Genomic DNA, 21,587 nt, shown 5'->3' with positions numbered 1-21,587 from the left:
CGGGTGTCCGGCGCTAGGGAAGCGGCGCCTCCCAGGTGAGGCGCCAGGTGGTGGGGCCGACGACGCCGTCGTCGTCGATGCCCTGGTTTCGCTGGAAGCGGCGGCACACCTCGCGGGAGTCGCTGCCGTAGGCGCCGTCGGCGGTGATGCTCCAGCCGCGCTTGCTCATCTGCTTCTGCCAGGTGCGCGCGTCCTCGCCCCGCGTGACGGGCGGGAACCTCAGCAACCGGCCGGGGAAGGGGGGCACGCTCGGCGTCGGCGGCTCCTGCCCGCCCGGCCTGGGCGCGCCCCGCCTGACCCAGGCGTAGAGCGGCTCACCCGGGCAGTCGGTGTTGAAGCCGTCCCGGTGCCCCTTGATCTCGCGCCCGGCGCCGCCGTTCTCCCGCAGGTGCTGGATCGCGTCCAGGATGCCGTGCAGGACCCCGTCCGGCGGCTCCACCAGCCCGGAGTTGCCGACCAGCCCGAGGACGGCGTAGTGCCCGGCGTTCAGCCCGGCCCCGTTGGCCGCGGGTAGGTGGTGCAACCCGCGCCCCTCGAAGACCTCCCGATGCGGACAGGCCACCATCGTGTAGCCGATGTCCAGCCAGCCGTTGGAGTCCATGTGGAAGTTCTGGATGGACCGCACCAAGGCGACGCAGAGGGCGTGATCGTCGACGATCGCGGGGTCGACCCGGCCGCCGGTGTAGTGGACCTTGACGCCGTGGGTGGAGTCAAGCTGGGTGTAGGAACCGGCGGGGGGACGGGCTTGCCAGTCGCGACGCGACACGAGATCGATGGCCACCACGAACTCCGGGGGGTCGGCGATTTGACAACTGAGAGTAACCCGAGATGTGCGGACAGCACACAAGAACTGCGTTTTTTGGTCTTAAGGTCTGATCACTCGCCTGTCGGTGACGATCGCGGTGATGAGGTCGTGCGGCGTCACGTCGAAGGCCGGGTTGGCGGTTCTGGTGCCCTCGGGCGCGAGCCGTACACCTCGGATCTCGACGACCTCGTGGTCGGCCCTGTCCTCGATCTCGATGTGGTCGCCGGAGGGGGTGGCGGCGTCGATGGTGGTCTCGGGGGCGACGACGATGAACGGCACGCCGGCGCGGGCGGCGCCGAGGGCGAGGGCGTAGGAGCCGATCTTGTTGGCGGTGTCGCCGTTGGCGGCGATCCGGTCGGCGCCGATGAGCACGGCGTCCACCCCGCCGCGGGCCAGCAGGTACGGCCCCGCCGAGTCGGCGACCAGGCGGTGCGGCGCGCCCATCCTGGCCAGTTCCCAGGTGGTGAGCCTGGCGCCCTGCAGCAGCGGGCGGGTCTCCAGGGCGAGCACCTCGGCGAGCCGGCCGCGCTCGTGCAGCGTCTGGACGACGCCCAGCGCGGTGCCGCGCTCGACGCAGGCCAGGCCGCCGGTGTTGCAGATCGTCATGATCCGCAGGCTGTCGCCGTCGAGCAGGTCGGCACCGCGCTCGCCCATGGCCGTACAGGCGGCGATGTCCTCGTCGCGGACGCGCAGGGCGCGGTCCAGGACCGCGTCCCGGCCCTGGGGCAGGCAGGCGGCGGCCTGGTCGACGCCCCAGGCCAGGTTGACCGCGGTCGGCCTGGCGGCGCGCAGCCTGGCGATGGCGGCGGTGTCGCCGTCGGCGAGCGCGACGCCGAAGGCTCCGGCCACGCCGAGCGCGGGGGCTCCGCGCACGGCCAGGCGCCTGATGGCGTCGATCAGCTCGTCGACGGTGGTGACGCGCAGCATCACGCACCGGTCGGGCAGCAGGGTCTGGTCGACGAGCTCGATGGCGCCGTCGACCCAGTCGATCGTCCTCACACGGGAACGCTAACGCTCCGCGAGCACGATGACCGAATCATGCGCCCCCAACGCAACCCGCCCAGACTTATCCGGATTTAGTACGACACCGTAGTGCGGTGGGGTGTTCAGCCCCGAGGCCAGGCGGTAGCCGATCGCGGTCTCGCCGCGGCGGCGGGCCGACTCGACGATGGTGCTGAAGCCGACCTCCTGACCGGACCTGACATAGCCGCCCGCCGGACGCGGATAGATCTCCGAGCCGTGCGAGTCGAACAGGTAGCCGAACACCTCGGCCAGGTGCCGGTTCTCGGCGAGCTGGGCCAGCAGCAGGCCGATCACGGTGTCGCTGATCACGATGTCGTCGGCCTCGGTCACCTCGGCCAGCGCGCGGTTGTTCTCGTCGTGCATCTCGCTGACGATCGAGTAGTGCTCGCCGAGCACGCTCTGCATGTCGCGCAGCTGCAGCAGCGTCATGAGCGTGCGGGCGTCGGCGTGCTGCGGCTTGAACCGGTCGTCGGACAGCACGATGAGGTGCTGGTACAGCCCGGCGCCGAGCGATTCGAGGGCGTAGCGGTCGGTGGTGTCGCACTCCTTGACGTTCACCGTGAGGTTGCGCAGCCCCTCCAGGCCGTTCCCGGCCTCGGGGTGGTCGGCGGCAACGTCCAGGACGGACCCGGCGGCGACGTAGCCGTCGAGGTAGCGGACGATCTGCGCGGCGCGGCCGTTCCAGTTGAGGACGAGGGTGCGCTCGGCGGCGCGGGGTGCCGGCTCGGCCGTCACCATGGCCGAGGTGTCCGGCTTGGGCGCGTCGGTGGCCAGGTGGATGAGGGAGTCGTCGTGGGCGATGACGATGATCTGGTCGCCGCGGGCGATCACGGTGTCCATCGGCGGGTTGAGCGCGACGCCCGAGGGTCGGCGCAGGCCGATGACGGTGGCGGTCCTGAAGGCGTGCAGCGCCTCGCCGTACGTCTGGCCGATCAGCGACTCGTCGGCGCGCAGGTAGATCTCGCCGTCGTCGAAGTTCAGCAGGTCCATGCAGACCACCGACATGCCGGACTGGCGCGAGGACTGCACGATCAGGCGGGCGGCGGTGTCGTCGGAGTCGACGAGGTGGACCTCGCCACCACCGGCCAGGCGGGCGGCGGCCATGTTCCTGGCGCCCGAGATGGCGGCGACGACCGGCGGGTGGCCGCCCTTCCGCTTGGCCAGCGCGAGCAGGATCTTGATGACGTGCGCGTCCGGGTCCTCGCCCTCGGGCGACAGGACGACGACGGAGCGGGCCGAGCCGAGGTTCATCAGCTCCAGGTCGCCGGGCTCGGTGGGCCGGCCGGTACGGCAGACCAGCCTGGTGCGGCCGGTGTCGCCGATCCGCTCCCTGATCTCCTCCTCCATGTCCAGCTTGTCGTGGTCGGCGAGGATGGCGATGACCGAGCCGCGCTGGCTGGCGTGCGCCTTGATCAACTCGCCGACGATGGTGAAGACCTGGTCGGACCAGCCGAGCACGACGGTGTGGCCGTTCTCCACGATCCTGGAGCGGCCGCGGCGCAGCCGGTCGATCTTCTTCTGCAGGCCGGTGGAGAGCAGGCCGACCAGGATGCTGACGATGAACAGGCCGCCGAGCGACCCGGCGAGCATGACGGCGAGGAATCCGGCGGTGCCCTTGTCGCTGGCCACCTTGCCGGGCGTGAGGGCGTGCATCAGCGACAGCCAGAGCACCTCGCCGAGGCCCGCGCCCTCGGGCTCGTCGGTGAGCCAGACGGTGAGCAGGGCCACCACGACGACCAGCGCGACGGACACCACGGCGAGCCAGCCGATCAGGGCGCCGGTCCCCTTCGACAGCGTGTTGTCGAACCAGTACCGCAGCCGCTCGCGAAGCGTCACCCTGGACACCGCTGAACCTCCCCGAATGCATTCACTCTTGATCAACGGGACAACGTACACCCATCAGACCGATCATTTGTGCGATTACGAAGCTCCCGAAGGGCACCCTCGTCCACGCCTGGACCGCCAGACGGACGCGCGGTAAATGCTTCGACACCGGGCGGCGCTCGTCGGATCATGGAGCGCATGTCCATACTGAAGGAGGTCCACTTCCCGGCCCCCGACGAGTTGCCGATGACCATCTGGCTGGACGACGCCGACTCGGCCGTCGACGTGATCGACGCGCTGGCGTTGTCGCCGTTCGCGACCGGCGCGCAGCCGTGGTCGCGGCTGGCCAGCCTGGAGCGGGTCAGGCCGGACGCCACGCTGATGCCCGAGGGCGGCAGGCTGCTGCGTACGGCCCATGTGTCGGAGGGGTCGGAGTCGCGGCTGGTGTGCGGCGAGGGCTGGACTGCGAGGGTGGTACGGCACCGCAACCGCACGGCCACCGTCAGCGTCACCGCGGTCAGCGAGGAACTGGCCCGCAGGGTGCTCGAGGAGTGCACCAAGGACGTGGTCGAGCCCGCCCCCAAGGCCGACCACGTCGACATGGGTTTCTGGTGGCTCGGCCCGCACGGCCCGGTCCGCTCGGAGAAGCCGATCACCTCGCCGCCGTGGGGGGAGATCAGCGGCAACTACTCCTCGGGCGTACGCGACGCGCTGACCTCGCTGATGACCGTCACCCCCGCCGACGTGAACGGCCGGCTGCTGCTCCTGCACGGTCCGCCGGGCACCGGTAAGACGACCATGCTGCGGGCGCTGGCCAGGGCGTGGCGGGACTGGTGCCAGGTCGACTGCGTCCTCGATCCGGAGCGGCTGTTCGACAATCCGGGCTACCTCATGGAGGTGGCGGTGGGGTTCGACGGCGACCAGGACGACTCGCGCTGGCGGCTGCTGGTGCTCGAGGACTGTGACGAGCTGATCCGCTCCGGCGCGAAGGCTGCGACCGGGCAGGGCCTGTCCCGGCTGCTCAACCTCACCGACGGCCTGCTGGGTCAGGGGCGGGACGTGCTGGTGGCGATCACCACGAACGAGGATCTCGCCACCCTGCACCCGGCGATCGTCCGCCCCGGCCGCTGCCTGGCCCAGATCGAGGTCGGCCCGCTCACCCGCGAGGAGGCGGCGCGCTGGCTCGGCTCGTCCGACGGGGTGGACCCCCGCGGCGCCACCCTGGCGGAGCTGTACGCCACCAAGGCCGGCCGCGCCCTCGCCCCGGCCGCCCGCGCCGAACCGACCGGCCTGTACCTCTGACCGTCGGCCTACCGCGATTCTCAGGGGGCGGTCAGGCAGGCGTGCAGGCGGCGGGCGTGGCGGAGGGCGACGGTCGAGCCCTTGCGGGAGGCGAGCTCCGCCACCCGGGGGAGGCTACCGCGGGCGCCCGACCAGCGGGCGACGTCGGCGGCCAGGGCGAGGACGCGGGTGTGGGCCGAGGTGGCCCGCTCCCCCTCGCCCGGCAGCAGCACGGGCAGCAGCCCGGCCAGCACCGTCCACACCTGCTGGTACGCCCCCCGGCGGGCCGCCCGGTCGAGGGCGTTCAGCACGTCGGCGGGCCGCAGCCAGGTCCGGGTGACCAGCAGGGCGAGCTGGTCGCCGAGGTCGGCGGCGGGCAGGTCGCCGCGAGCCGCCATCCGCAGCAGCACGCCGACGCCCTCGTCGGGGTGGGCCTGGGCGAGGTGGTAGCCGAGCAGCAGCGCGACGGCGGCGCCCGCGGGCCCGCCGGCGGCGGCCAGCGCGTGCAGGTGCGCGGGATAGACCCCCGGCCGGTTCCACTGGTACAGCAGATGCGGAGTGAGCTGGGCGGCCACGACCTCACGGTGCGAGGGCAGGATCCCCGGCCACCACCCGAGGTAGCCGCCGTGCTCGTCGGCCCGGTAGGCGGGCGTCTCTCCCAGCAGTTCGTCGATGAACGCCAGCCCGGTCGGCACGGCCTTCACCTCCGGAACCAGCCGGACCGCCCCGCGACTCCCCGCCGGCGAGCCCATGTCGTCGGCAGGGGACCCCTGTGCGCCTTCGGTCGTCCACCGCACCCCCACGACCGGATCGGGCAGGCCGCCCTCGCTCATCCACCGGGCGGCGGTCCGGCCCGCCGGGGAGATCAGCCGCGCGCAGCGGGCCGTCGCCGAAGGGTCGGTGGCGCGAGGCAGCCGGAGGAGGGCCTGCTGCAGGTCGGCGGGCATGGCCTCGATGCCCGCCCGCTGGTAGCCCTCCAGGCGGGTGGCCAGTTCGGCCGGGTCGAGGTGGCCGGTGGCCGAGGTGGGGGTGGCCAGGAGGTAGGGCGGCAGGGTTCCCGCCTCCAGCGCGGCGTGGGCCTCGGCGAGGCGCCGGAGGAGGAACAGGTGCGGCGGGGAGACGTGCGACGGGCAGGGTAAGCGGTGGGCGGGCGGGTCGGCGCCGGGGGTGAGGATCTCCTTGGCCATGGCCGCCAGCCAGTCGTCGACGCGTAACCACTGCGGCTGGTGGTGCAGCGAGGGGAAGGCGCCGTTCATCGGTCCGGCCAGCCCGTCGCGCAGGCCGGGCCGGTCCGTCGCGGCGAGGCGGACGAAGTCGGCCAGCCACCGCTCGCGCGACTGCCAGTCGAAGCTGTCGAACAGCCGGTCCACGAACCTCGCCGGGTCGAGGTCGGGCGCGGGGAAGGGCTCGGCGGCGGGCGGTGCGGGCAGCGGCGGCGGGGTGAACTCGTCCGGCTCGGCTTCGGGGGCCACGTCCCCGCCGAAGGCCGCGGCGACGGCCTCACCGAGGTCGGGCGGCAGCAGGCCGACGGCCTCGCGGATGGCCTCGGCCCCGCGGGGCGTGAAGCGGGCGGTGTACTTGAGCGTCAGCCGTACGGCGCGGCCCTGGACGTCGTAGGAGTCGCAGGCGAAGGCCAGGGCGAGCGCGGGAGCGAGGTCGTCCAGGTGGCCCCGGGCTTCGCGGGCGGCCTGGTCGAGCCAGCTCAGCCCCGCGCTGACGAGCTTGCGCTCGGCCCGGAACAGCAGCCCGTGCAGCGCCTCGGCCAGCTCGGCGGGTTCCAGGGCGGGCAGCCGTCGCAGGTGGCTCGCCGCCAGCTCGGCGACGGGGCCGGGGGCGACGGGCAGCAGGCGCACATAGTCGCGGGCGCGGGCGCGCACCTCGCCCGCGGTGGGGGCGAGCACTTCGTGCAGCCGCGCGAAGAAGCGCAGGTCGGTGGCCGCGCCGCCACGCAGGAAACGCCCCAGGCAGCCGTCGAGCAGCACGGCCCTGGCCACCACGCCCTGCGCGGCCAGGGTGCGCAGCCCGTGCAGCCAGCCGGACTCGTCCAGCCGATCGGCCCGCTCGGCGCGAAGCTGCCGCCCCACGCCTTCGGCCTCGAACAGTCGCGGCAGCAGGTGCCCGAGCAGCGGGTCACGGCTCAACGCGTAGGCGCGCCCCTGGGCGCGGGTGCGCGAGGGCGACTCGGCGTGGCGGTCGCCTGTGGGCGGCTCGGCGGCCCAGGCGACCACCAGCGGGTCGTACCTGGGCGGGGTCGTCGCGGTGCGGCGGAACAGGGCGAGGGCCAGGGGCAGGTTGCGGTTGCGGCCGTTGCGGGCGCGCAGGGTGAGCCGGGTGGCCAGGTCGGCCAGCCAGGCGTCGGGGCGGGAGGCGAGGACGCGCAGGAACAGGTCGACGGGCTCGTCCGGCGGCCACCAGCCCTGCAGGTCGCGCCGGTTGAGCCAGGTGACGACGGCCGCCGCCCCGCCCAGGGTCCCCGCTCCGGCCAGTCGCAGGGCGTCGAGCCTGCTGCCGGTGTCCCACCAGGTGTCCGGGTCGTCGCCGCCGTGCCAGGTCTCCGCGGCGACCTCCAGGTAGTCGGGCAGCCGGGCCGCCACGTCCTTCCGCTCTCGCCCGTCGAGCACGGCGACGGCGTCCGCCACCCGGCCCAGGTCGGCGCTGTCGATCGCCTCGCGCACGCGCTCCCAGGCGTCCGCCCGGTCAGCCCCGGCGGACAGGCCGCGCAGGGCTCCGGCGGGCGGCTCCTGGGCGGGGCCGCCTCCGCCGGGCAGGTCGTGGCCGGTGGTGACGATCACGCGGAGACCTCGGTGCGCGTCCGGGCCGCGATCCTGGCGGCGAGCACGTGCTTGCACGGTCCGCGCGAGCCCAGGTGGTCGTACCACCAGGGGCAGGTGCACGACCCGTCGGTCAGCGCCACCGTGCGCACGCCGCCCGAGGTGGTCACCTCGGCCGTCCCGTCCGCGAGCCGTACGGCTCCCGCCTCGACGAGCGCCCGCGCGGCGGCGAGCCGTGGGTTGAGCTCGCCCACGTGGTCCCGGTCGTAGGGCAGCTCCCGATGGAAGTGCCCGGCCTCGTACAGGTCGTAGCCGACGCGGCCGGCCGTGCCGAGCTGGGTGAGGGCGGCGCGCACCCGCTGCGGGGACAGGCCCGCGCGGTCGGCGAGCAGGCCGACCTCCACGGTGGGCTCGAAGTTGAGCAGCATGCCCACCACGTCGGCGTCGTCGGAGGCCTCGTCGGTGGACAGGTCGTCGAGCACGGCGCCTTCGCCGGAGAAGCCGCGCCAGGTCCGCGGGGAGATCGTGATGGTGTACCGCATGCCGGGCAGTTCCAGCTCCCAGGCGCTGGAGGTCTGGTCGCCGGTCGCGGCGGGGGCGTACACGCGCAGGGTTTTGGCGAAGCGCAGCAGCGGTGCCAGCGTGGCGAGGCGGCCCACGCCGGAGACGCCGACGGCGCCGGGGGCGGGACCGGCTGACAGGCGCAGGTCGCGGCCGGCGGGCACGGCCCAGAACTCGGCGGAGGCGCGTTTGGGCAGGGAGCGGAGGAAGCGGACGGCCTGCGGCCCGGGGAGTTCGGCGCGCAGGTCGAAGCGGGCCGCGATGACCTGGACCTCGGCGAAGCCGCGCAGCCAGCGGGCGGGCAGCGGCACCTTCTTCTCCACCACGGCGCCGTCGAGGGTGGTGACGGTCAGCTCGTCGGGGCCGACGCCGAGGTGCAGCGGGTCCCGGCCGCCGATCCTGGCCAGCGCCTCGCGCAGCGGGCCGTTGACGTCGACGTTGGTGGTGCCCCGGTCGAGGACGTCGCCGTCGAGGCCGGGGCCCAGCACGTCGAGGCGGGCGTAGACGCCGCCGCAGGCGGAGAACGACTCGAAGCGCAGCCGGTCGCCGTCGCAGGTGACCACGGGGTCGCGGGTCCAGCCGGGTCGCGGCTGGTGATAGCGCGCCATCGCCACGTCGGCGACGGCCAGCAGGCCGGCGGCGGCGGGGGCCGCCTGGGTGAGCAGGCCGCTGAAGAACCTGGGATGGGCCAGTGGCCCGGCCAGGGCCCTGCCGCCCGAGGTCGACAGGTCCAGGTGGCCGTCGGCCAGTGTGGAGGGCCCGGCGTAGGTGTACGCCTGCACCGCATTCGTCATGATCATGACCCTAGACGGGTGCTCCGACAATTACGTAAACCTTCCGATGCGCCCTGTACCGGCACGCAGCACAATGAAGCGAGTGGCCACCCTGTTGCCCGCCGACCTGGGCCGCGTCCGTCTGCACCGCTTCGCGCCCGGAGAGCACCGCGAGAGCGGCCGCGCGAGCTACCTCGACCCTTTCGGGCACGGTGAGCGCGCCTGGCCGTACACCCGCTGGACCGGCGACGAGCGGCTGATCGGGTTTCCGGCGACCGAGCTGGTGTGCTCGTGGACGGGCGACGCCCCGGCGGGCGGCTGGCTGGAGGTGGAGCTGCGGGCGCGGACCTCGGCGGGCGCGCTGACCGGCTGGTACGTCATGGGCCGCTGGGCCGAGGGCGACACCGACGTCCACCGCACCTCGCTGCCCGGCCAGGGCGACGCCGGGGGCGACGTGGCCGTGGACACGTTCGTCGCCAAGGCGCCGGTGGTCGCGTTCCAGGCGCGGGTGACGCTGTACGGCGTGGGCGCGCGGGTGCGTTCGCTGGCCGTGATGGCCTCGGCGGTGCCCCGGCGCGGTTCGGTGCCGGTCAGCGCGCCGGGCGCGGCCAGGGGCGTGGAGCTGGACGTGCGGCCGAGGTCGCAGCACGCGCACGACGGCCACCATCCGCAGTGGGACGGCGGCGGCGGGTCGTGGTGCAGCCCGGTCTCGCTGGCCATGGTGCTCGACTTCTGGGGGCGCGGCCCGGACGGGGACGAGCTGGCCTGGGTGGCGGACGGCGACCCGTGCCCGGCGGTGGACCACGCCGCTCGTGACATCTACGACCACAGCTACCAGGGCACCGGCAACTGGCCGTTCAACGTCGCCTACGCGGGCCGGTACGGCCTGGACGGGTTCGTCACCCGGCTGCGGTCGCTGGCCGAGCTGGAGCGGTTCGTCGCCGCGGGCATCCCGGTGATCACCTCGCAGTCGTTCAAGGAGTCCGAGCTGCCCGGCGCCGGCTACTCGACCAGTGGCCACATCATGGTCGTCGCGGGTTTCACCGCCGCCGGCGACGTGATCGCCCGCGACCCGGCCGCCCCCGACGACGGGAGCGTGCGGCGGGTGTATCCGCGGGCGGCGTTCGAGAACGTCTGGCTCAGAAGCTCCAGCAGCGGGGGAATCGTGTACGTCGTCCACCCGCCGGAGGTCCCTCTCCCCCCTTCCGACGGCAATTGGTGATATATGACTATTCGTCCTGTTGATGTGGCCCGAGTGGACGAGCGTCCGGTCTGGGCGGAGGCGGTCGGCACGCCCGGCGGCGTCGAGGTGTGGTGGGACGAGCCGCGCCCGGCCGAGGGCGGCCGGCGCTGCGTGGTGCGCCGCGCCGCCGACGGCACGCTCAGCGACGTCCTGCCCGCGGGCTGGAACGCGCGCAACCGGCTGGTCGAGTACGGCGGCCGCTCGTGGCGCCCGCTGCCGGGCGGCGGCCTGGTCTTCACCAACTGGTCCGACCAGCGCGTCTACCGCCTGGACGGGGGCGACCCTGTCGCCCTCACCCCCGAGGGCCCTTTCCACTACGGCGACCTGTACCTGCCGCCGGGCCGCCCGGAGGTGTGGGCGGTCCGTGAGACGCGCACCTCCGGCGCGCCCGAGCGCGACCTGGTGGCCGTGCCGCTCGGCGGCGGCGAGGTCCGGGTGATCGCCAGAGCCCAGCACTTCCTGATGAACCCGCGCCTGTCCCCCGGCGGCGGCCACGTCTCCTGGATCGGCTGGAACCACCCCAACATGCCCTGGGACGGCACCGAACTCTGCGTCGCCCCGCTGTCGGCCGACGGCACCGCCGGGCCGCACACGGTCGTCGCGGGCGGCCCGGAGGAGTCGGTCATCCAGGTCGAGTGGCGCGACGCGGAGTCCCTGTACGCGATCACCGACCCGACCGGCTGGTGGAACATCCACCTCGTCCACCTCGACGGCACGACCCGCAACCTCACCCCGCTGTCCCAGGAGTTCGGCGACGCCCCCTGGAAGCCGGGCCTGACCTGGTTCGCCCTGGCCGGCGACCGGATCGTCACCATGTACGGCACGTCCGACGGCCGCCGCCTGGCCGTCCTCGACCCGGCCACCGGCGACCTGCGCGACATCGGCGGCGAATCCACCTACTGGGCGCCCACCCTGTCCTTCGCCGGCGGGAAGGCGGCGGGGGTGGCGGCCTCGCCGTACACGCCCTACGAGGTCACCCTCGTCGACCTGGACGGCGGCGCGCGGGCCGCGGTGTCGGCGCCGAAGGCGCTGCCCGAGCGGGCGCTGCTGCCCACGCCCGAGCCGGTGACCATCGAGGGCGTGCACGCCCACCTGTACCCGCCGCACGGCGTCTCAGGGCCCGCGCCGTATGTGGTGTTCGTGCACGGCGGGCCGACCGGCACCAGCCCGCTCGTCCTCGACCTGGAGATCGCCTACTTCACCAGCAGGGGCCTCGGCGTGGCCGAGGTCAACTACGGCGGCTCCACCGGCTACGGCCGCGCCTACCGCGAGCGGCTGCGCCACCAGTGGGGCGTGGTCGACGTGCAGGACTGCGCCAAGGTCGCGCGCGGCCTGGTCGCGACGGGCCGCGCGGACGCCGCGCGCATCGCCATCCGGGGCGGCAGCGCCGGCGGCTGGACCACCGTGGCCGCGCTCGTGCACAGCGACGTGTTCGCGGGCGGCGTCGCCCACTACGCCATCACCGACCCGGAGAGCTGGGCGGCCGAGACGCACGACTTCGAGTCGCGCTACCTCGACGGCCTGGTCGGCCCGCTGCCCGAGACCAGGAGCCGCTACCGGGAACGTTCCCCGCTGCTGCACGCGGGCCGCGCCTCGGGCCCGTGCCTGATGCTGCACGGCCTGGAGGACGCCATCGTGGACGTCGGTCAGGCCGAGCGGTTCGTCGGCGAACTGGAACGGCACGGCAAAGAGTGGGCGTTGCTCACTTTTCCCGGCGAGCAGCACGGCTGGCGCAGGGAAGAAACCATCATCGCGGTACTGGAGGCCGAACTGGCCTTCTACGGACTGATCTTCGGGTTTGAGACGCCCGAGGTGCCACCGCTCGATCTGAAGGGAAGAGCGTGAAAAGCGTTGCCGAGATCTGCTCGGATCTGATCAGGTTCGACACCACCAACCCCGGGGCCGGTGAGCGCCCGGCGGCGGAGTACGTCGCCACGCTGCTGTCCGACGCCGGCGTCGAGCCGGTGGTGTTCGAATCCGCGCCACGCCGGACGACGGTCGTGGCGCGCATTCCCGGCGACTCCCCCGACGCCCTGCTCATCCACGGCCACCTCGACGTCGTGCCCGCCGACCCGGCCGAGTGGGAGCTGCACCCGTTCTCCGGCGAGATCGTCGACGACTGCGTCTACGGGCGCGGCGCGGTGGACATGAAGGGCTCGTGCGCGATGACCATCGCCACCGTCCTGGGGATGCGGGAGCGCGGCCTGCGGCCCAAGCGCGACCTGGTGCTGGCGTTCCTGGCCGACGAGGAGGCGACCGGCGACTTCGGCTCGCGCCACGCGGTCGCCGAGCACCGGGAGCTGTTCGACGGCGTGAGCGAGGCCATCAGCGAGTCCGGCGGCTACAGCGTCAACCACGGCGACGTGCGCGTCTACCCGGTCGCGGTGGGCGAGCGCGGCACCTCGTGGATGAAGCTGACCGCGCACGGCGTGGCCGGCCACGGCTCCCGCCCCGCCATCGACAACCCGGTGGCCACGCTGGTCGAGGGCCTGTCGCGACTGTCGGCCTACCAGTGGCCGGTACGGCTGACGCCGTCCGTCGCCGCGCTGATCCAGAACCTGTCGGAGATCACCGGGCAGGCGATCGACCTGGACCGGCTGGACGCCGAGGCCGAACGCCTGGGCAGCCTCGGCAGCCTGTTCAAGGCCCAGATCCGCAACTCCGCCAACCCGACGATGCTGGAGGCGGGCTACAAGGTCAACGTCGTCCCCTCCAGCGCGGAGGCGCACGTGGACGGGCGGTACCTGCCGGGGTTGCAGGAGGAGTTCCTGGCGACGGTCGACGAGCTGCTCGGGCCGAAGATCAGCCGGGAGTTCGTGAACCTGGAGGAGGCGCCGGCCGCGCCGTACCCGTCGGACTTCTTCGACGAGCTGGCCGGGTCGCTGGTGGCCGAGGACCCGCTCGCGCGGCCGGTGCCGTACGTGATGAGCGGTGGCACTGACGCCAAGTCCTTCGACCGGATCGGCATCAAGGGGTACGGCTTCGCGCCGCTGATGCTGCGGCCGGATCTGGACTACTTCGGGATGTTCCACGGCAAGGACGAGCGCGTTCCGGTGGAGGGGCTGGAGTTCGGCACCCGGGTGCTGACCCGGCTGCTGACCAGCGCGTAGGCCGTCGCGGGCGGGCCGCGACGGCCTGCCCGTGGACGTGCACGGCGGTGCGGTTCCACACCTCCACGCTGTCCAGGCCGGCCGAGGCGCCGAGGTCGACCTGCGACCAGGCCTCGCTCTCCGGCTCGGCGGTGTGCGACACGGAGCCGCCGCCGTTGTAGTCGCCGTTGGTGTCGCCGTCCACGGCGCGTGACGGGTCGCCGCCCCAGCCAAGGCCCTTCTGCGTCGCGGGTTTGCCGGCCGCCAGGTTGGGCAGCCGTACGGTCGCCTTGACCGGCGTCGTGGTCGACATCCGCCCGGTTCGCAAGCCCACCCCCAGGGCGTGGTCGCCGATCGCGGCGCCGGCGGGCACCCGCCGCCGCGATTCTCTGGCGCGAGAGGCTCCAGGGGTCGACACTGGTGCGAAACCAGGCGAACCAGGCGGAGGCGGGATGACGGCGACCGGCACGGCGAGCGGCGAGCGGCGCACCGAACTGGACGCCATCCGCACCCTGGTGGTGGTCGGCCTGGTGTTCTTCCACTCGGCGCTGGTGTTCGACTCGCGCGACGACTTCTATGTGAAGAACGCCGAGACCACCGGCGTCACCATGATCATCGCCGGGTTCGCGGTGGTGTGGGCGATGCCGATGCTGTTCCTCGTCTCCGGGCTCGGCTCGTGGCACTCGCTGCGCCGCCGCGGTCCCGGCGGGTTCGCGGCGGAGCGGCTGTTACGGCTCGGCGTGCCGCTGGTGTTCGCCACGCTGACCCTCCTCCCGGTGCCGCAGTGGCTGCGGCTGCGGGCCGATCCCGGCTACCACGAGTCGTACCTGGAGTTCCTGCCGCGCTTCTTCGAGGTGCGGTTCGACCTGACCACGTTCCCGTTCGTGCTGCGCGGTGAGCACTTCGAGAGCGGGCATCTGTGGTTCGTGGTGCTGCTGCTGGCGTTCTCGCTGATCCTGGCGGCGCTGGTGCGCTGGGTGCCGGGTGAGCGGCTCGGCGAGCGGGCGGCCGCAGCGGCGCGGCGACGGGGCGTGGTGCTGCTGCCGGCCGTACCGCTGGCGGCGCTGACCGCGGTGCTCGGCATGGAGGAGGCGTTCGCGGGCTGGAGCAGGTGGGCCTACCTGCTGTTCTTCCTGTTCGGCTTCCTGCTCGCCGGAGACGGGCGCTACCGCGCGGCGATGCGCAGGGACGCGGTCCTCGCGGTCGTGGCGGGGCTGGTCTTACTGGGGGTCGGGATGCCGGGGTTCCTGATCATCGGCGGCGACCCCTTCACCGACATGACCCCGGCGGCGATGGCCGTGCGCACGCTGTACGGCGCGGCGGGCTGGTGCTGCCTGGTCGCCATCCTCGGCCTGCTCGACCGCCGCAGCCGCCCCGCGAAACCGCCCGAGGAGACCGGCTCCCCGTCCCGTACCAGGCGCGTGTACGCCTATCTGGCCACCGCCGTGCTGCCGCTGTACATCCTGCACCAGCCGATCGTCGTCGCCGTGGCCTACGGCGTGGTCGGCTGGGACGCGCCCATCATCGTGGAGTACGCCGTGATCGTCGCCGTCTCGCTGACCCTCACGATCGCCGCCTACGACCTGCTGGTCAGGCGTACCCGGGTGACCAGGTTCCTGTTCGGGATGCGCGGCTAGAGGCCGAAGGCGGTCAGGGTGGCCCAGGCGACGCCGAAGCCGACCAGGGCGCCCGCGGCCACCTGGGGCCAGGTGTGGTGCGCCAGCCGTACCCGCGCCCAGCACACCAGCGTGAGCACCGCCGAGCCGGCCAGCGCGGCGGGGAGCGCGGGCAGCACGTGGGCCAGCACCACGACCGTGCCCGCGACGACGGCCGCGTGGAAGGAGATCTTCCAGCGCATCGTGATCGGCAGGGTCACCGCGAGCGCGGCCAGCATCGCGGTGACGGCGGCCACCAGCAGGGTGGGCGCGCCCATCGCGACCAGCAGCACCAGCGCGACCAGGACGGCGGCTGCCGCGGCCAGCAGCGGCCCGGTACGGCTGGCCCGGTCGACGATGTGATGGGAGTCCAGCCTGCCCGACCGCACCCCCACCGCGATCACCGCGGCCGGCACGCCGCCGCACAGCGCCGAGGCGACCAGCCCCCACAGCGCGCCCGCCCAGCCCTGGGCGAGGAGCCCGACGAGGGGCGGCATGACGATCACCATCACCTGCGGGGCCAGAAGGTCGGTCACCCGCCGCGCTACCAGGTCGGCTGTCATGTTAAGGAAGCGTAGAGGGCCTTCCCTCGGGACGCGTGGTGCGGCAGGGTTGGGGGTGGCCATGGATCAGATCACGCTCAGCACGCTCCACCTCCGCGCCTTCACCGAGGTGGGGTTCCAGGTCGCCGGCCCGGGGGGTGCACGCGCCGCGATGGGCGCGCTACGCCGGGTCATCCCGGTGGAGGCCTACGAGTTCGTCGCCTTCGACCCGGCGACCGGCAGGCACCGCAGCCTGGTGGCCGACGGCTACCCGCGGGTGGACGGCGACGCCGCCGAGGAGTACGCCAGGCTCGACCCCTACCGCAGGGCGAGACGGGCCCGCGAGCCGCTGGCCATGCCCGCCCCCGGCACCGAGCGCTGGTTCCGCCGGCACTGGGAGCCGTACGGCTGGCGGGCCGGCCTGACCACGCCGCTGTTCCTGGCCGAGGGCCGCTACACGGGCCTGCTGCACCTGTCCTCCCGGACGCCGGGCGCCTTCCCCGACGACACCGGCGCGCTGATCGCGGCCGTCTCCCCCACGCTGGCCCATCTCACCGACCTGACCCGGTGCGTGATCGACCAGGGCGGGGTGCCGCCGGGGTTCCGGGCGACGGCCTTCGACCGCACCGGCACCCGCCGCGACGTGGCGGGCACCGAGCCCTCGCCGGCCGTGACCGCCGAGCCGGGGATGGCGGCCTTCGCCCGCGCGTTCATCGACTCGCGCGAGCTGAGCGCGCGCGGCCTGTGGCAGGACCGCTCGGGGCAGTGGCGCGAGGTGCGGGTGATCAGGGCGGGCGTCGGCCTGCAGGGGGCGATCCAGGGCGCGGTGGTGGCCGAGCGGCCGTGCTCGCCGCCCTACGAGCTGACCGGCAGGGAGATCGACGTGCTCACCCGGGTGGCGGCGGGCGACTCCAATCCGCAGATCGCCGCCGCGCTGGTGCTCAGCGTGCGGACGGTGACGACGCATCTGGAGCACATCTTCGCCAAGCTCGGCTGCGACAGCCGCACCCGGGTGACGACCAAGGCCCTCGCCGAGGGCCTGTGCCGACTCGACCTGCCCTGACTCACACCTTCTCCGTCTGCGCCCAACCGGCGGGCACGGTGACCAGCACCAACTCGAACCAGACGGTGTTCACACCGCTCTCCCGGGTGAACCCCCACCGGTGGCTGAGCGCCTCAAGAATCGGCAGCCCCCGCCCGCTCCCGGCCATCTGCGAGGTACGGCACGCGCACGGCGGCGCGTCCGAGCCCCCGTCCTTGACGCAGATCCGCACCCGCGCGTCGGTGACCAGGACGGTCAGCGTGAACGTGCCGCCGTCGCCGGACTGGGAGTGCACGACCGCGTTGGTGACCAGCTCGCTGGTGAGCAGGACGCTGTCGTCGTGCAGGGGATGTGCGCGGCCCAGGGCGCCGGTGACGAGCCGCCGCGCCCTGGCGACCTGATCGGGAGCTCCTGGCAGGATCCAACTGTCGTACTCCGGCGGTTCCACGACGACCTCCCCGAGTTCGGCGACCTTCTAAGGACGCGGCGTCTGGGGGGTTGAGGTGTTACGAAAAGGTAGGAATCCCGTTTGCGAGGGAACCGGATCAGGTCCGGTGCCATCGCGCCTCGGCGAAGCAGTACACCGCGAACATCACCACTCCCAGGGCCACCACCGCCAGCAGCCACGGGCCCGCCGGGGTGTCGGCGAGGGACTTCAGCGCGCCGTCGATGCCGACCGCCTCGTCCGGGTCGTAGGTGATCGCGGCCTTGCCGATGAGCACACCGGCGGCGATGGCGACGACGCCCCGGGCGACGTAGCCCGCCTGGCCGATCCGCCGTACGGTCGGGCCGCCGCCTCGCATGTCCTTCATGAAGTTCGCGGTCCAGCCCTCGTGGATCCAGTAGACGCCGAGCGCGATCACCCCGAGCGCGAGCAGGCCGACGAGGAACTGGCCGGCGGGCAGCTCGAAGATCGCCTTGGTGGCGTCCCTGGACTGGGAGTCGGTGGAGGTGGCCTTCTTGCCCTGCAGCAGCAGGCCGAGCATGGAGACGACGAGCAGCACGTAGACGACGGCCCGCGCGGCGGACTCGACCCGGTCCTTGACCTGGGGACGGCCGAAGATCGCCTCGCCGGTCTGCCAGACGGCGAGCCCGGCCAGGCCGGCCGCCATCACCCACAGCAGCGCGTTGCCGAAGGGCTGGGCGGCCACCAGGTGGATGGCGCCGCTCTTGTCGGCCTCCCCCGAGTCGCCGAAGGCGATCTGCAGGGCCACGAGGCCGATCAGCGCGTACAGGACTCCCCTGGCCGCGAAACCCACGCGCGCGAGCTTGTTCAGCGCCGGATGATCGGCCGCTCTCCGGGCCGCCCCGGTAACCTCGTTGGAGGTAGACACCGTTTTTCCCTCCTTAGGGGGATTCGACGCTTCTCCTGCGCGAGGAGCCCGTTCGTAAACCATCCGGCGAGACCGAGTACGCTGCGATCGACGAGGCGACTGGAAGGGGAACCTGGGCGTGAGCAGCCTGGAGGCCGTCTGGGTGCAGCCGTACGAGCGGCCCGGCGCGGCGGTCGTGACAGGGGTCTTCGACATCCTGCACGTGGGACACGTCCGCTACCTGCGCGCGGTGGCCGAGCGTGGCCTCCCGCTCGTCGTGGGCGTCGAGGACGATCCGCGCGTACGCGCCTGGAAGGGCCCTACCCGGCCCCTGAACCCGGCCACCGAGCGGGCCGAGGTGCTGGCCGCGCTGCGCGACGTGGCGGGGGTGTTCGTGGTGTCGGGGCCCCCCGAGGCGCACGGTCCCGAGGACTACATCGACCTGCTGGCCCCGATGCGGCCGGGGGCGCTCGCGCACACGGCGGGCGACCCGCACGCGGGCGGCAGGTGCGCCGCCGCCGCGCTGCTGGGCGCCGAGTGCTGGGAGCTGGAGGCGATCCCCGGCCGGTCGACGACGCGCATCGTCAACGCGGTCAACGGCGGCTGAGCCCCGCTCGCGGCTAGAGCCAGTCGCGTTTCTTGAAGGCCGCGTACAGCGTGGCCGACACGGCGACGACGAGCAGCGTGGAGGTCCAGAACCCCCATGCCTGCCCGGCGCCCGGGTAGGGCACGTTCTGGCCGTAGAAGCCGGTGATCATCGTGGGCACCGCGATGATCGCCGCCCAGCTCGTCACCTTCTTCATGATCTCGTTCATGTGGAAGCCCTGCTGGGTCAGGTGGGTCTCCCTGATGTTGCCGATCAGCTCGCGCAGCGAGTCGGCCCACTCGGCCACCCGCAGCGCGTGGTCGTAGACGTCCTGGTAGTAGGGCGCCATGGCGGGCCCGACGATGTGCAGGTCGCGGCGGATCAGCGAGTTGACCACCTCGCGCATCGGCAGCACCGCGCGCCGGAACCCGACCATGTTCTTGCGCATGCCGAAGGTGCGCCGCTGCATCTCCTTGTTGCCCAGGTCACCGCTGAACAGCTCGTTCTCCAGTTCCTCGACCATGCCGTCGAACTCCTGGATCAGCTCGAAGTGGCCGTCCACCACCACGTCGAGCAGGCCGTGCAGCAGGAAGGAGACGCCGTGCTCGGCCAGGCGGCCATTGCCGTCCCAGCGCCTGACCACCTCGTCGATGTCGAAGTGGGCGTTCTCCCTGACCGTGACCAGGGCGTTGGGGGTGACGAAGACGGAGATCTCGACCGGGTCGAGGATGCCGTCGTCGAGGTGCACGCCGTACACGGTGAGGAACAGGTGGCTGTCGTAGACGTCGAGTTTGGGCCGCTGGTGGTCGTTGAGGACGTCCTCGACGGCCAGTTCGTGCAGGCCCAGCTCCTCGGCGATGACGCCCAGGTCGGCGGGCGTGGGTGAGCAGAGGTCGAACCAGATGACGTTGCGGGGGTCGGAGACGTGATCGGACACCTCGGCGATGGGGAAGCCCTTTTCCGCCAGGACACCGTTGCGGTACAGCCGCGTGCGCACCATGACGGCAAACACTAGACCAAGGGCGGCCTAATACGCGGTAATCTTTCATGTAGGTTAAGTAGGAAAATCGGGTATTTACCCGGGCATGGAGCTGCCGGACTTCCTCGTGATCGGTGTCCCCAAGGCCGCCACGACCGCTCTGCACGCCGCACTGGCCAGGCATCCCGCCCTCTACATGTCCGCCGTCAAGGAACCCAAGTTCTTCCTCACCGACGGCCCGCCGCCCACCCGCGGCGGGCCCGGCGACGCCCGCACCTACCGCGAGCACATCTGGCGTCCCGAGGACTACTCGGCCCTGTTCGCCGCCGCCCCCGAGGGCGCGCTGCGCGGCGAGTCCACCCCCTTCTACCTCTACTCCCGCGACGCCCAGCGCCGCATCAGGCGGGCGATCCCCGCCGCCCGCCTGATCGTCGTGCTGCGCGACCCCGTCGAGCGGGCCCACTCCAACTGGACGCACCTGTGGTCGGCGGGCCTGGAACCCGTCGGCGACGTCGTCAGCGCCTGCGCGGAGGAGGCGCGCCGGATCGCCGCGGGCTGGGCGCCGTTCTGGCACTACCTGTCCCTCGGCCGGTACGGCGAGCAGCTCGCCCACCTGTTCACGCTCTTCCCGCGCGAGCAGGTGCTGGTGTTCCGCTACCGGGACCTGGTGGACCGGCAGGCCGACACCCTCGACCGGATCTGCCGCTTCCTCGGCGTCCCGGCCGGCGGCATCGCCGGGGTGCCGCGGGAGAACGTCACGGCCCAGCCCGCGCCGGGCGCCCGGCACCGGCTGCTGTCGCGGGCGGTGCGGGCGCTGCCGCCGCTGGCCGTACCGCTGGAGGGGCTGTTGCAGCGCAGCGGGCGGGCGCGCCGGGCGCTGACCTGGGACGAGCGCAGCCGGCTGATCGGCCACTTCACCGAGGACATCGACCTGCTGCAGCGCGTCACCGGCGAGGACTTCGGCGACTGGTTACGCCCGCGCGAGCGGTCCGGCGGGCTGGTCGGCGACCGGCCCGCCGGACAGCGGCAGGCCAGGAACGGCCGCCGGTCAGGCGCGTAGCTCGGTGCGCAGCTCGTGGCCGCCGTCGGCGCGGGTGTACTCGTAGTAGAGCCGGTGCCCGCCGGGCACCTCGACGATGTCGAGGTAGCGCAGCCCGCCGTACGGCGAGGCGGCGGCGGGCCCCGCGCCGACCGGGACCAGCGCGGCCGGGTCGGTGCCGACCGCGACGCCGGTGCGCTCCTCGTAGTTCTCCGCGGCGCTCGCCCGGCCGTCGTAGAACGCGACGATCGCCTCACCCGCGAAGCCGACCGCGCTGATCCGGGTGCCGCGCGCGTCCCACTCGCCGGGCCGCCCGCTCAGCGCGGTGCCGTGCCAGGTCCACTCCAGGCCGTCGGCACTGGTGGCGTAGTCGCTGACCATCTGGTCGGCCTCCTCGGCGACGGCCAGCGGATGGCAGGAGGCCCACAGGTGCCACACGCCGTCGCGGCGCACGATGACCGGGTCCTTCACGCCCGTCTTCGGGTCGCCGGGCAGCACCACCCTGCGCCGCCGGGCGTCGAAGGCCTCCGGCTGGTCCGCTTCGAGCAGTTCCACCCGCCAGTGCTTGGTGCCGTGGGTGGCGCAGCTCAGGTAGAGCCGCCAGCGGCCCTCGGGGGTGCGGACCAGCGCGGGCCGCTCCAGCGACTCGGTGTCCATCTCGTCGCGGCCGATGGTCAGCAGGGTCTCGAAACGCTCCCCGTCCCGGGAGCGGGCCACGACCACGGCGTGGCCCCTGCCCTGCCCGATGGGGCGGCGCAGGCGGTAGGCCAGGTAGACGTACCCGTCGGCGGCCACGGCGCTCGGCGCCCCGGCCCAGTGGCCGTCGCCCGCCTCGGGCGGCGCGACGGCGACGGTCGATCGCCCTGGATCCGGCAGGAAGTCCTCAGCGGTAAGCACGCGCACGACAGTAGGCACCTCTCCGGCGGGAACCCCGGCGGATTCCCCAGACGTGACTGATTCTTGATTCCAGATTTTACCGGTAGGAATTAACCCTTTTGTTCGCCGGAGCCCGTTCCCGCATTTCCCAGAAAAGACCTCGATGCTGCGCTTATCGTTCCTCC

General features: G+C 73.0%; 18 protein-coding genes. 8 read left to right on the top strand and 10 right to left on the bottom strand.

The window, feature by feature from the left end; translation table 11 throughout:
* Window positions 1-13: 13 nt before the first annotated feature.
* The 3 genes from ABZ911_RS11320 to ABZ911_RS11310 all read right to left on the bottom strand — a co-directional run bounded on the left by ABZ911_RS11320 (window position 14) and on the right by ABZ911_RS11310 (window position 3,673).
* A complete protein-coding gene (locus ABZ911_RS11320) occupies window positions 14-781 on the bottom strand; it encodes an N-acetylmuramoyl-L-alanine amidase (protein ID WP_358054397.1) in 768 nt (255 codons plus the stop codon).
* Between the two features lie 84 nt (window positions 782-865).
* On the bottom strand, window positions 866-1,804 hold the full coding sequence (mtnA, locus tag ABZ911_RS11315) for an S-methyl-5-thioribose-1-phosphate isomerase (RefSeq protein WP_358054396.1): 939 nt from the start codon (window positions 1,802-1,804) through the stop codon (window positions 866-868).
* A 9-nt stretch (window positions 1,805-1,813) separates the two neighbouring features.
* A complete protein-coding gene (locus ABZ911_RS11310) occupies window positions 1,814-3,673 on the bottom strand; it encodes a TrkA C-terminal domain-containing protein (RefSeq protein WP_358054395.1) in 1,860 nt (619 codons plus the stop codon).
* Window positions 3,674-3,850: 177 nt separating this feature from the next.
* Between ABZ911_RS11310 and ABZ911_RS11305 the strand changes: the two genes are divergently transcribed.
* On the top strand, window positions 3,851-4,954 hold the full coding sequence (locus ABZ911_RS11305; protein ID WP_358054394.1) for a DUF5925 domain-containing protein: 1,104 nt from the start codon (window positions 3,851-3,853) through the stop codon (window positions 4,952-4,954).
* A gap of 20 nt (window positions 4,955-4,974) precedes the next feature.
* On the opposite strand, the gene ABZ911_RS11300 is transcribed toward ABZ911_RS11305, so the two are convergent.
* Entirely contained in the window at window positions 4,975-7,725 is a 2,751-nt protein-coding gene (locus tag ABZ911_RS11300) for a DUF6493 family protein (protein ID WP_358054393.1), read from the bottom strand.
* The gene (locus ABZ911_RS11295; protein WP_358054392.1) at window positions 7,722-9,059 is read right to left on the bottom strand and encodes an SWIM zinc finger family protein; all 1,338 of its coding nucleotides are present in this window, start codon (window positions 9,057-9,059) and stop codon (window positions 7,722-7,724) included. Before ABZ911_RS11295 ends, ABZ911_RS11300 begins: the two co-directional genes overlap by 4 nt.
* 73 nt (window positions 9,060-9,132) lie before the next feature.
* Between ABZ911_RS11295 and ABZ911_RS11290 the strand changes: the two genes are divergently transcribed.
* From ABZ911_RS11290 to ABZ911_RS11275, 4 genes are all read left to right on the top strand, one after another.
* Window positions 9,133-10,260: a C39 family peptidase gene (locus ABZ911_RS11290; protein WP_358054391.1), complete on the top strand. Its 1,128-nt coding sequence runs from the start codon at window positions 9,133-9,135 to the stop codon at window positions 10,258-10,260.
* A 33-nt stretch (window positions 10,261-10,293) separates the two neighbouring features.
* Window positions 10,294-12,126: a prolyl oligopeptidase family serine peptidase gene (locus tag ABZ911_RS11285; protein WP_358054390.1), complete on the top strand. Its 1,833-nt coding sequence runs from the start codon at window positions 10,294-10,296 to the stop codon at window positions 12,124-12,126.
* Window positions 12,123-13,391 (top strand): M20/M25/M40 family metallo-hydrolase, encoded by a 1,269-nt coding sequence (locus tag ABZ911_RS11280; RefSeq protein WP_358054389.1) that lies wholly within the window; start codon window positions 12,123-12,125, stop codon window positions 13,389-13,391. Before ABZ911_RS11285 ends, ABZ911_RS11280 begins: the two co-directional genes overlap by 4 nt.
* Window positions 13,392-13,822: 431 nt before the next feature.
* Window positions 13,823-15,007 (top strand): acyltransferase family protein, encoded by a 1,185-nt coding sequence (locus ABZ911_RS11275; protein ID WP_358054388.1) that lies wholly within the window; start codon window positions 13,823-13,825, stop codon window positions 15,005-15,007.
* On the opposite strand, the gene ABZ911_RS11270 is transcribed toward ABZ911_RS11275, so the two are convergent.
* Window positions 15,004-15,588 carry a hypothetical protein gene (locus tag ABZ911_RS11270; protein ID WP_358054387.1) on the bottom strand — a complete coding sequence of 195 codons (585 nt, stop codon included), beginning with the start codon at window positions 15,586-15,588 and terminating at the stop codon, window positions 15,004-15,006. The genes ABZ911_RS11275 and ABZ911_RS11270 overlap by 4 nt on opposite strands.
* A 61-nt stretch (window positions 15,589-15,649) precedes the next feature.
* Between ABZ911_RS11270 and ABZ911_RS11265 the strand changes: the two genes are divergently transcribed.
* Window positions 15,650-16,630 carry a LuxR C-terminal-related transcriptional regulator gene (locus ABZ911_RS11265; RefSeq protein WP_358054386.1) on the top strand — a complete coding sequence of 327 codons (981 nt, stop codon included), beginning with the start codon at window positions 15,650-15,652 and terminating at the stop codon, window positions 16,628-16,630.
* A 1-nt stretch (window position 16,631) separates the two neighbouring features.
* On the opposite strand, the gene ABZ911_RS11260 is transcribed toward ABZ911_RS11265, so the two are convergent.
* Together ABZ911_RS11260 and ABZ911_RS11255 are read right to left on the bottom strand one after the other, a co-directional pair.
* Window positions 16,632-17,057, bottom strand: coding sequence for an ATP-binding protein (locus ABZ911_RS11260; protein ID WP_358054385.1), 426 nt, complete (start codon window positions 17,055-17,057; stop codon window positions 16,632-16,634).
* 97 nt (window positions 17,058-17,154) lie between these two features.
* Complete coding sequence (locus ABZ911_RS11255; protein ID WP_358054384.1) at window positions 17,155-17,943, bottom strand: DUF1206 domain-containing protein; 789 nt, start codon at window positions 17,941-17,943, stop codon at window positions 17,155-17,157.
* A gap of 118 nt (window positions 17,944-18,061) precedes the next feature.
* Here ABZ911_RS11255 and ABZ911_RS11250 point away from each other — a divergent pair, with 118 nt between their 5' ends.
* The gene (locus ABZ911_RS11250; RefSeq protein WP_358054383.1) at window positions 18,062-18,529 is read left to right on the top strand and encodes an adenylyltransferase/cytidyltransferase family protein; all 468 of its coding nucleotides are present in this window, start codon (window positions 18,062-18,064) and stop codon (window positions 18,527-18,529) included.
* Window positions 18,530-18,542: 13 nt separating this feature from the next.
* Here the strand turns inward: ABZ911_RS11250 and ABZ911_RS11245 are convergent, their stop codons facing one another.
* Window positions 18,543-19,508 carry a magnesium transporter CorA family protein gene (locus ABZ911_RS11245; protein WP_358054382.1) on the bottom strand — a complete coding sequence of 322 codons (966 nt, stop codon included), beginning with the start codon at window positions 19,506-19,508 and terminating at the stop codon, window positions 18,543-18,545.
* Between the two features lie 85 nt (window positions 19,509-19,593).
* Here ABZ911_RS11245 and ABZ911_RS11240 point away from each other — a divergent pair, with 85 nt between their 5' ends.
* Window positions 19,594-20,547, top strand: a complete 954-nt coding sequence (locus tag ABZ911_RS11240) for a sulfotransferase (protein WP_358054381.1) — start codon at window positions 19,594-19,596, stop codon at window positions 20,545-20,547.
* On the opposite strand, the gene ABZ911_RS11235 is transcribed toward ABZ911_RS11240, so the two are convergent.
* Window positions 20,536-21,423, bottom strand: a complete 888-nt coding sequence (locus tag ABZ911_RS11235; RefSeq protein ID WP_358054380.1) for a hypothetical protein — start codon at window positions 21,421-21,423, stop codon at window positions 20,536-20,538. The two genes, ABZ911_RS11240 and ABZ911_RS11235, sit on opposite strands and share 12 nt — an antisense overlap.
* Window positions 21,424-21,587: the final 164 nt, after the last annotated feature.

The organism is Nonomuraea sp. NPDC046570, from assembly GCF_040645915.1.
Lineage (GTDB): Bacteria > Actinomycetota > Actinomycetes > Streptosporangiales > Streptosporangiaceae > Nonomuraea.
This window is presented reverse-complemented; position numbering and strand designations above follow the sequence as displayed.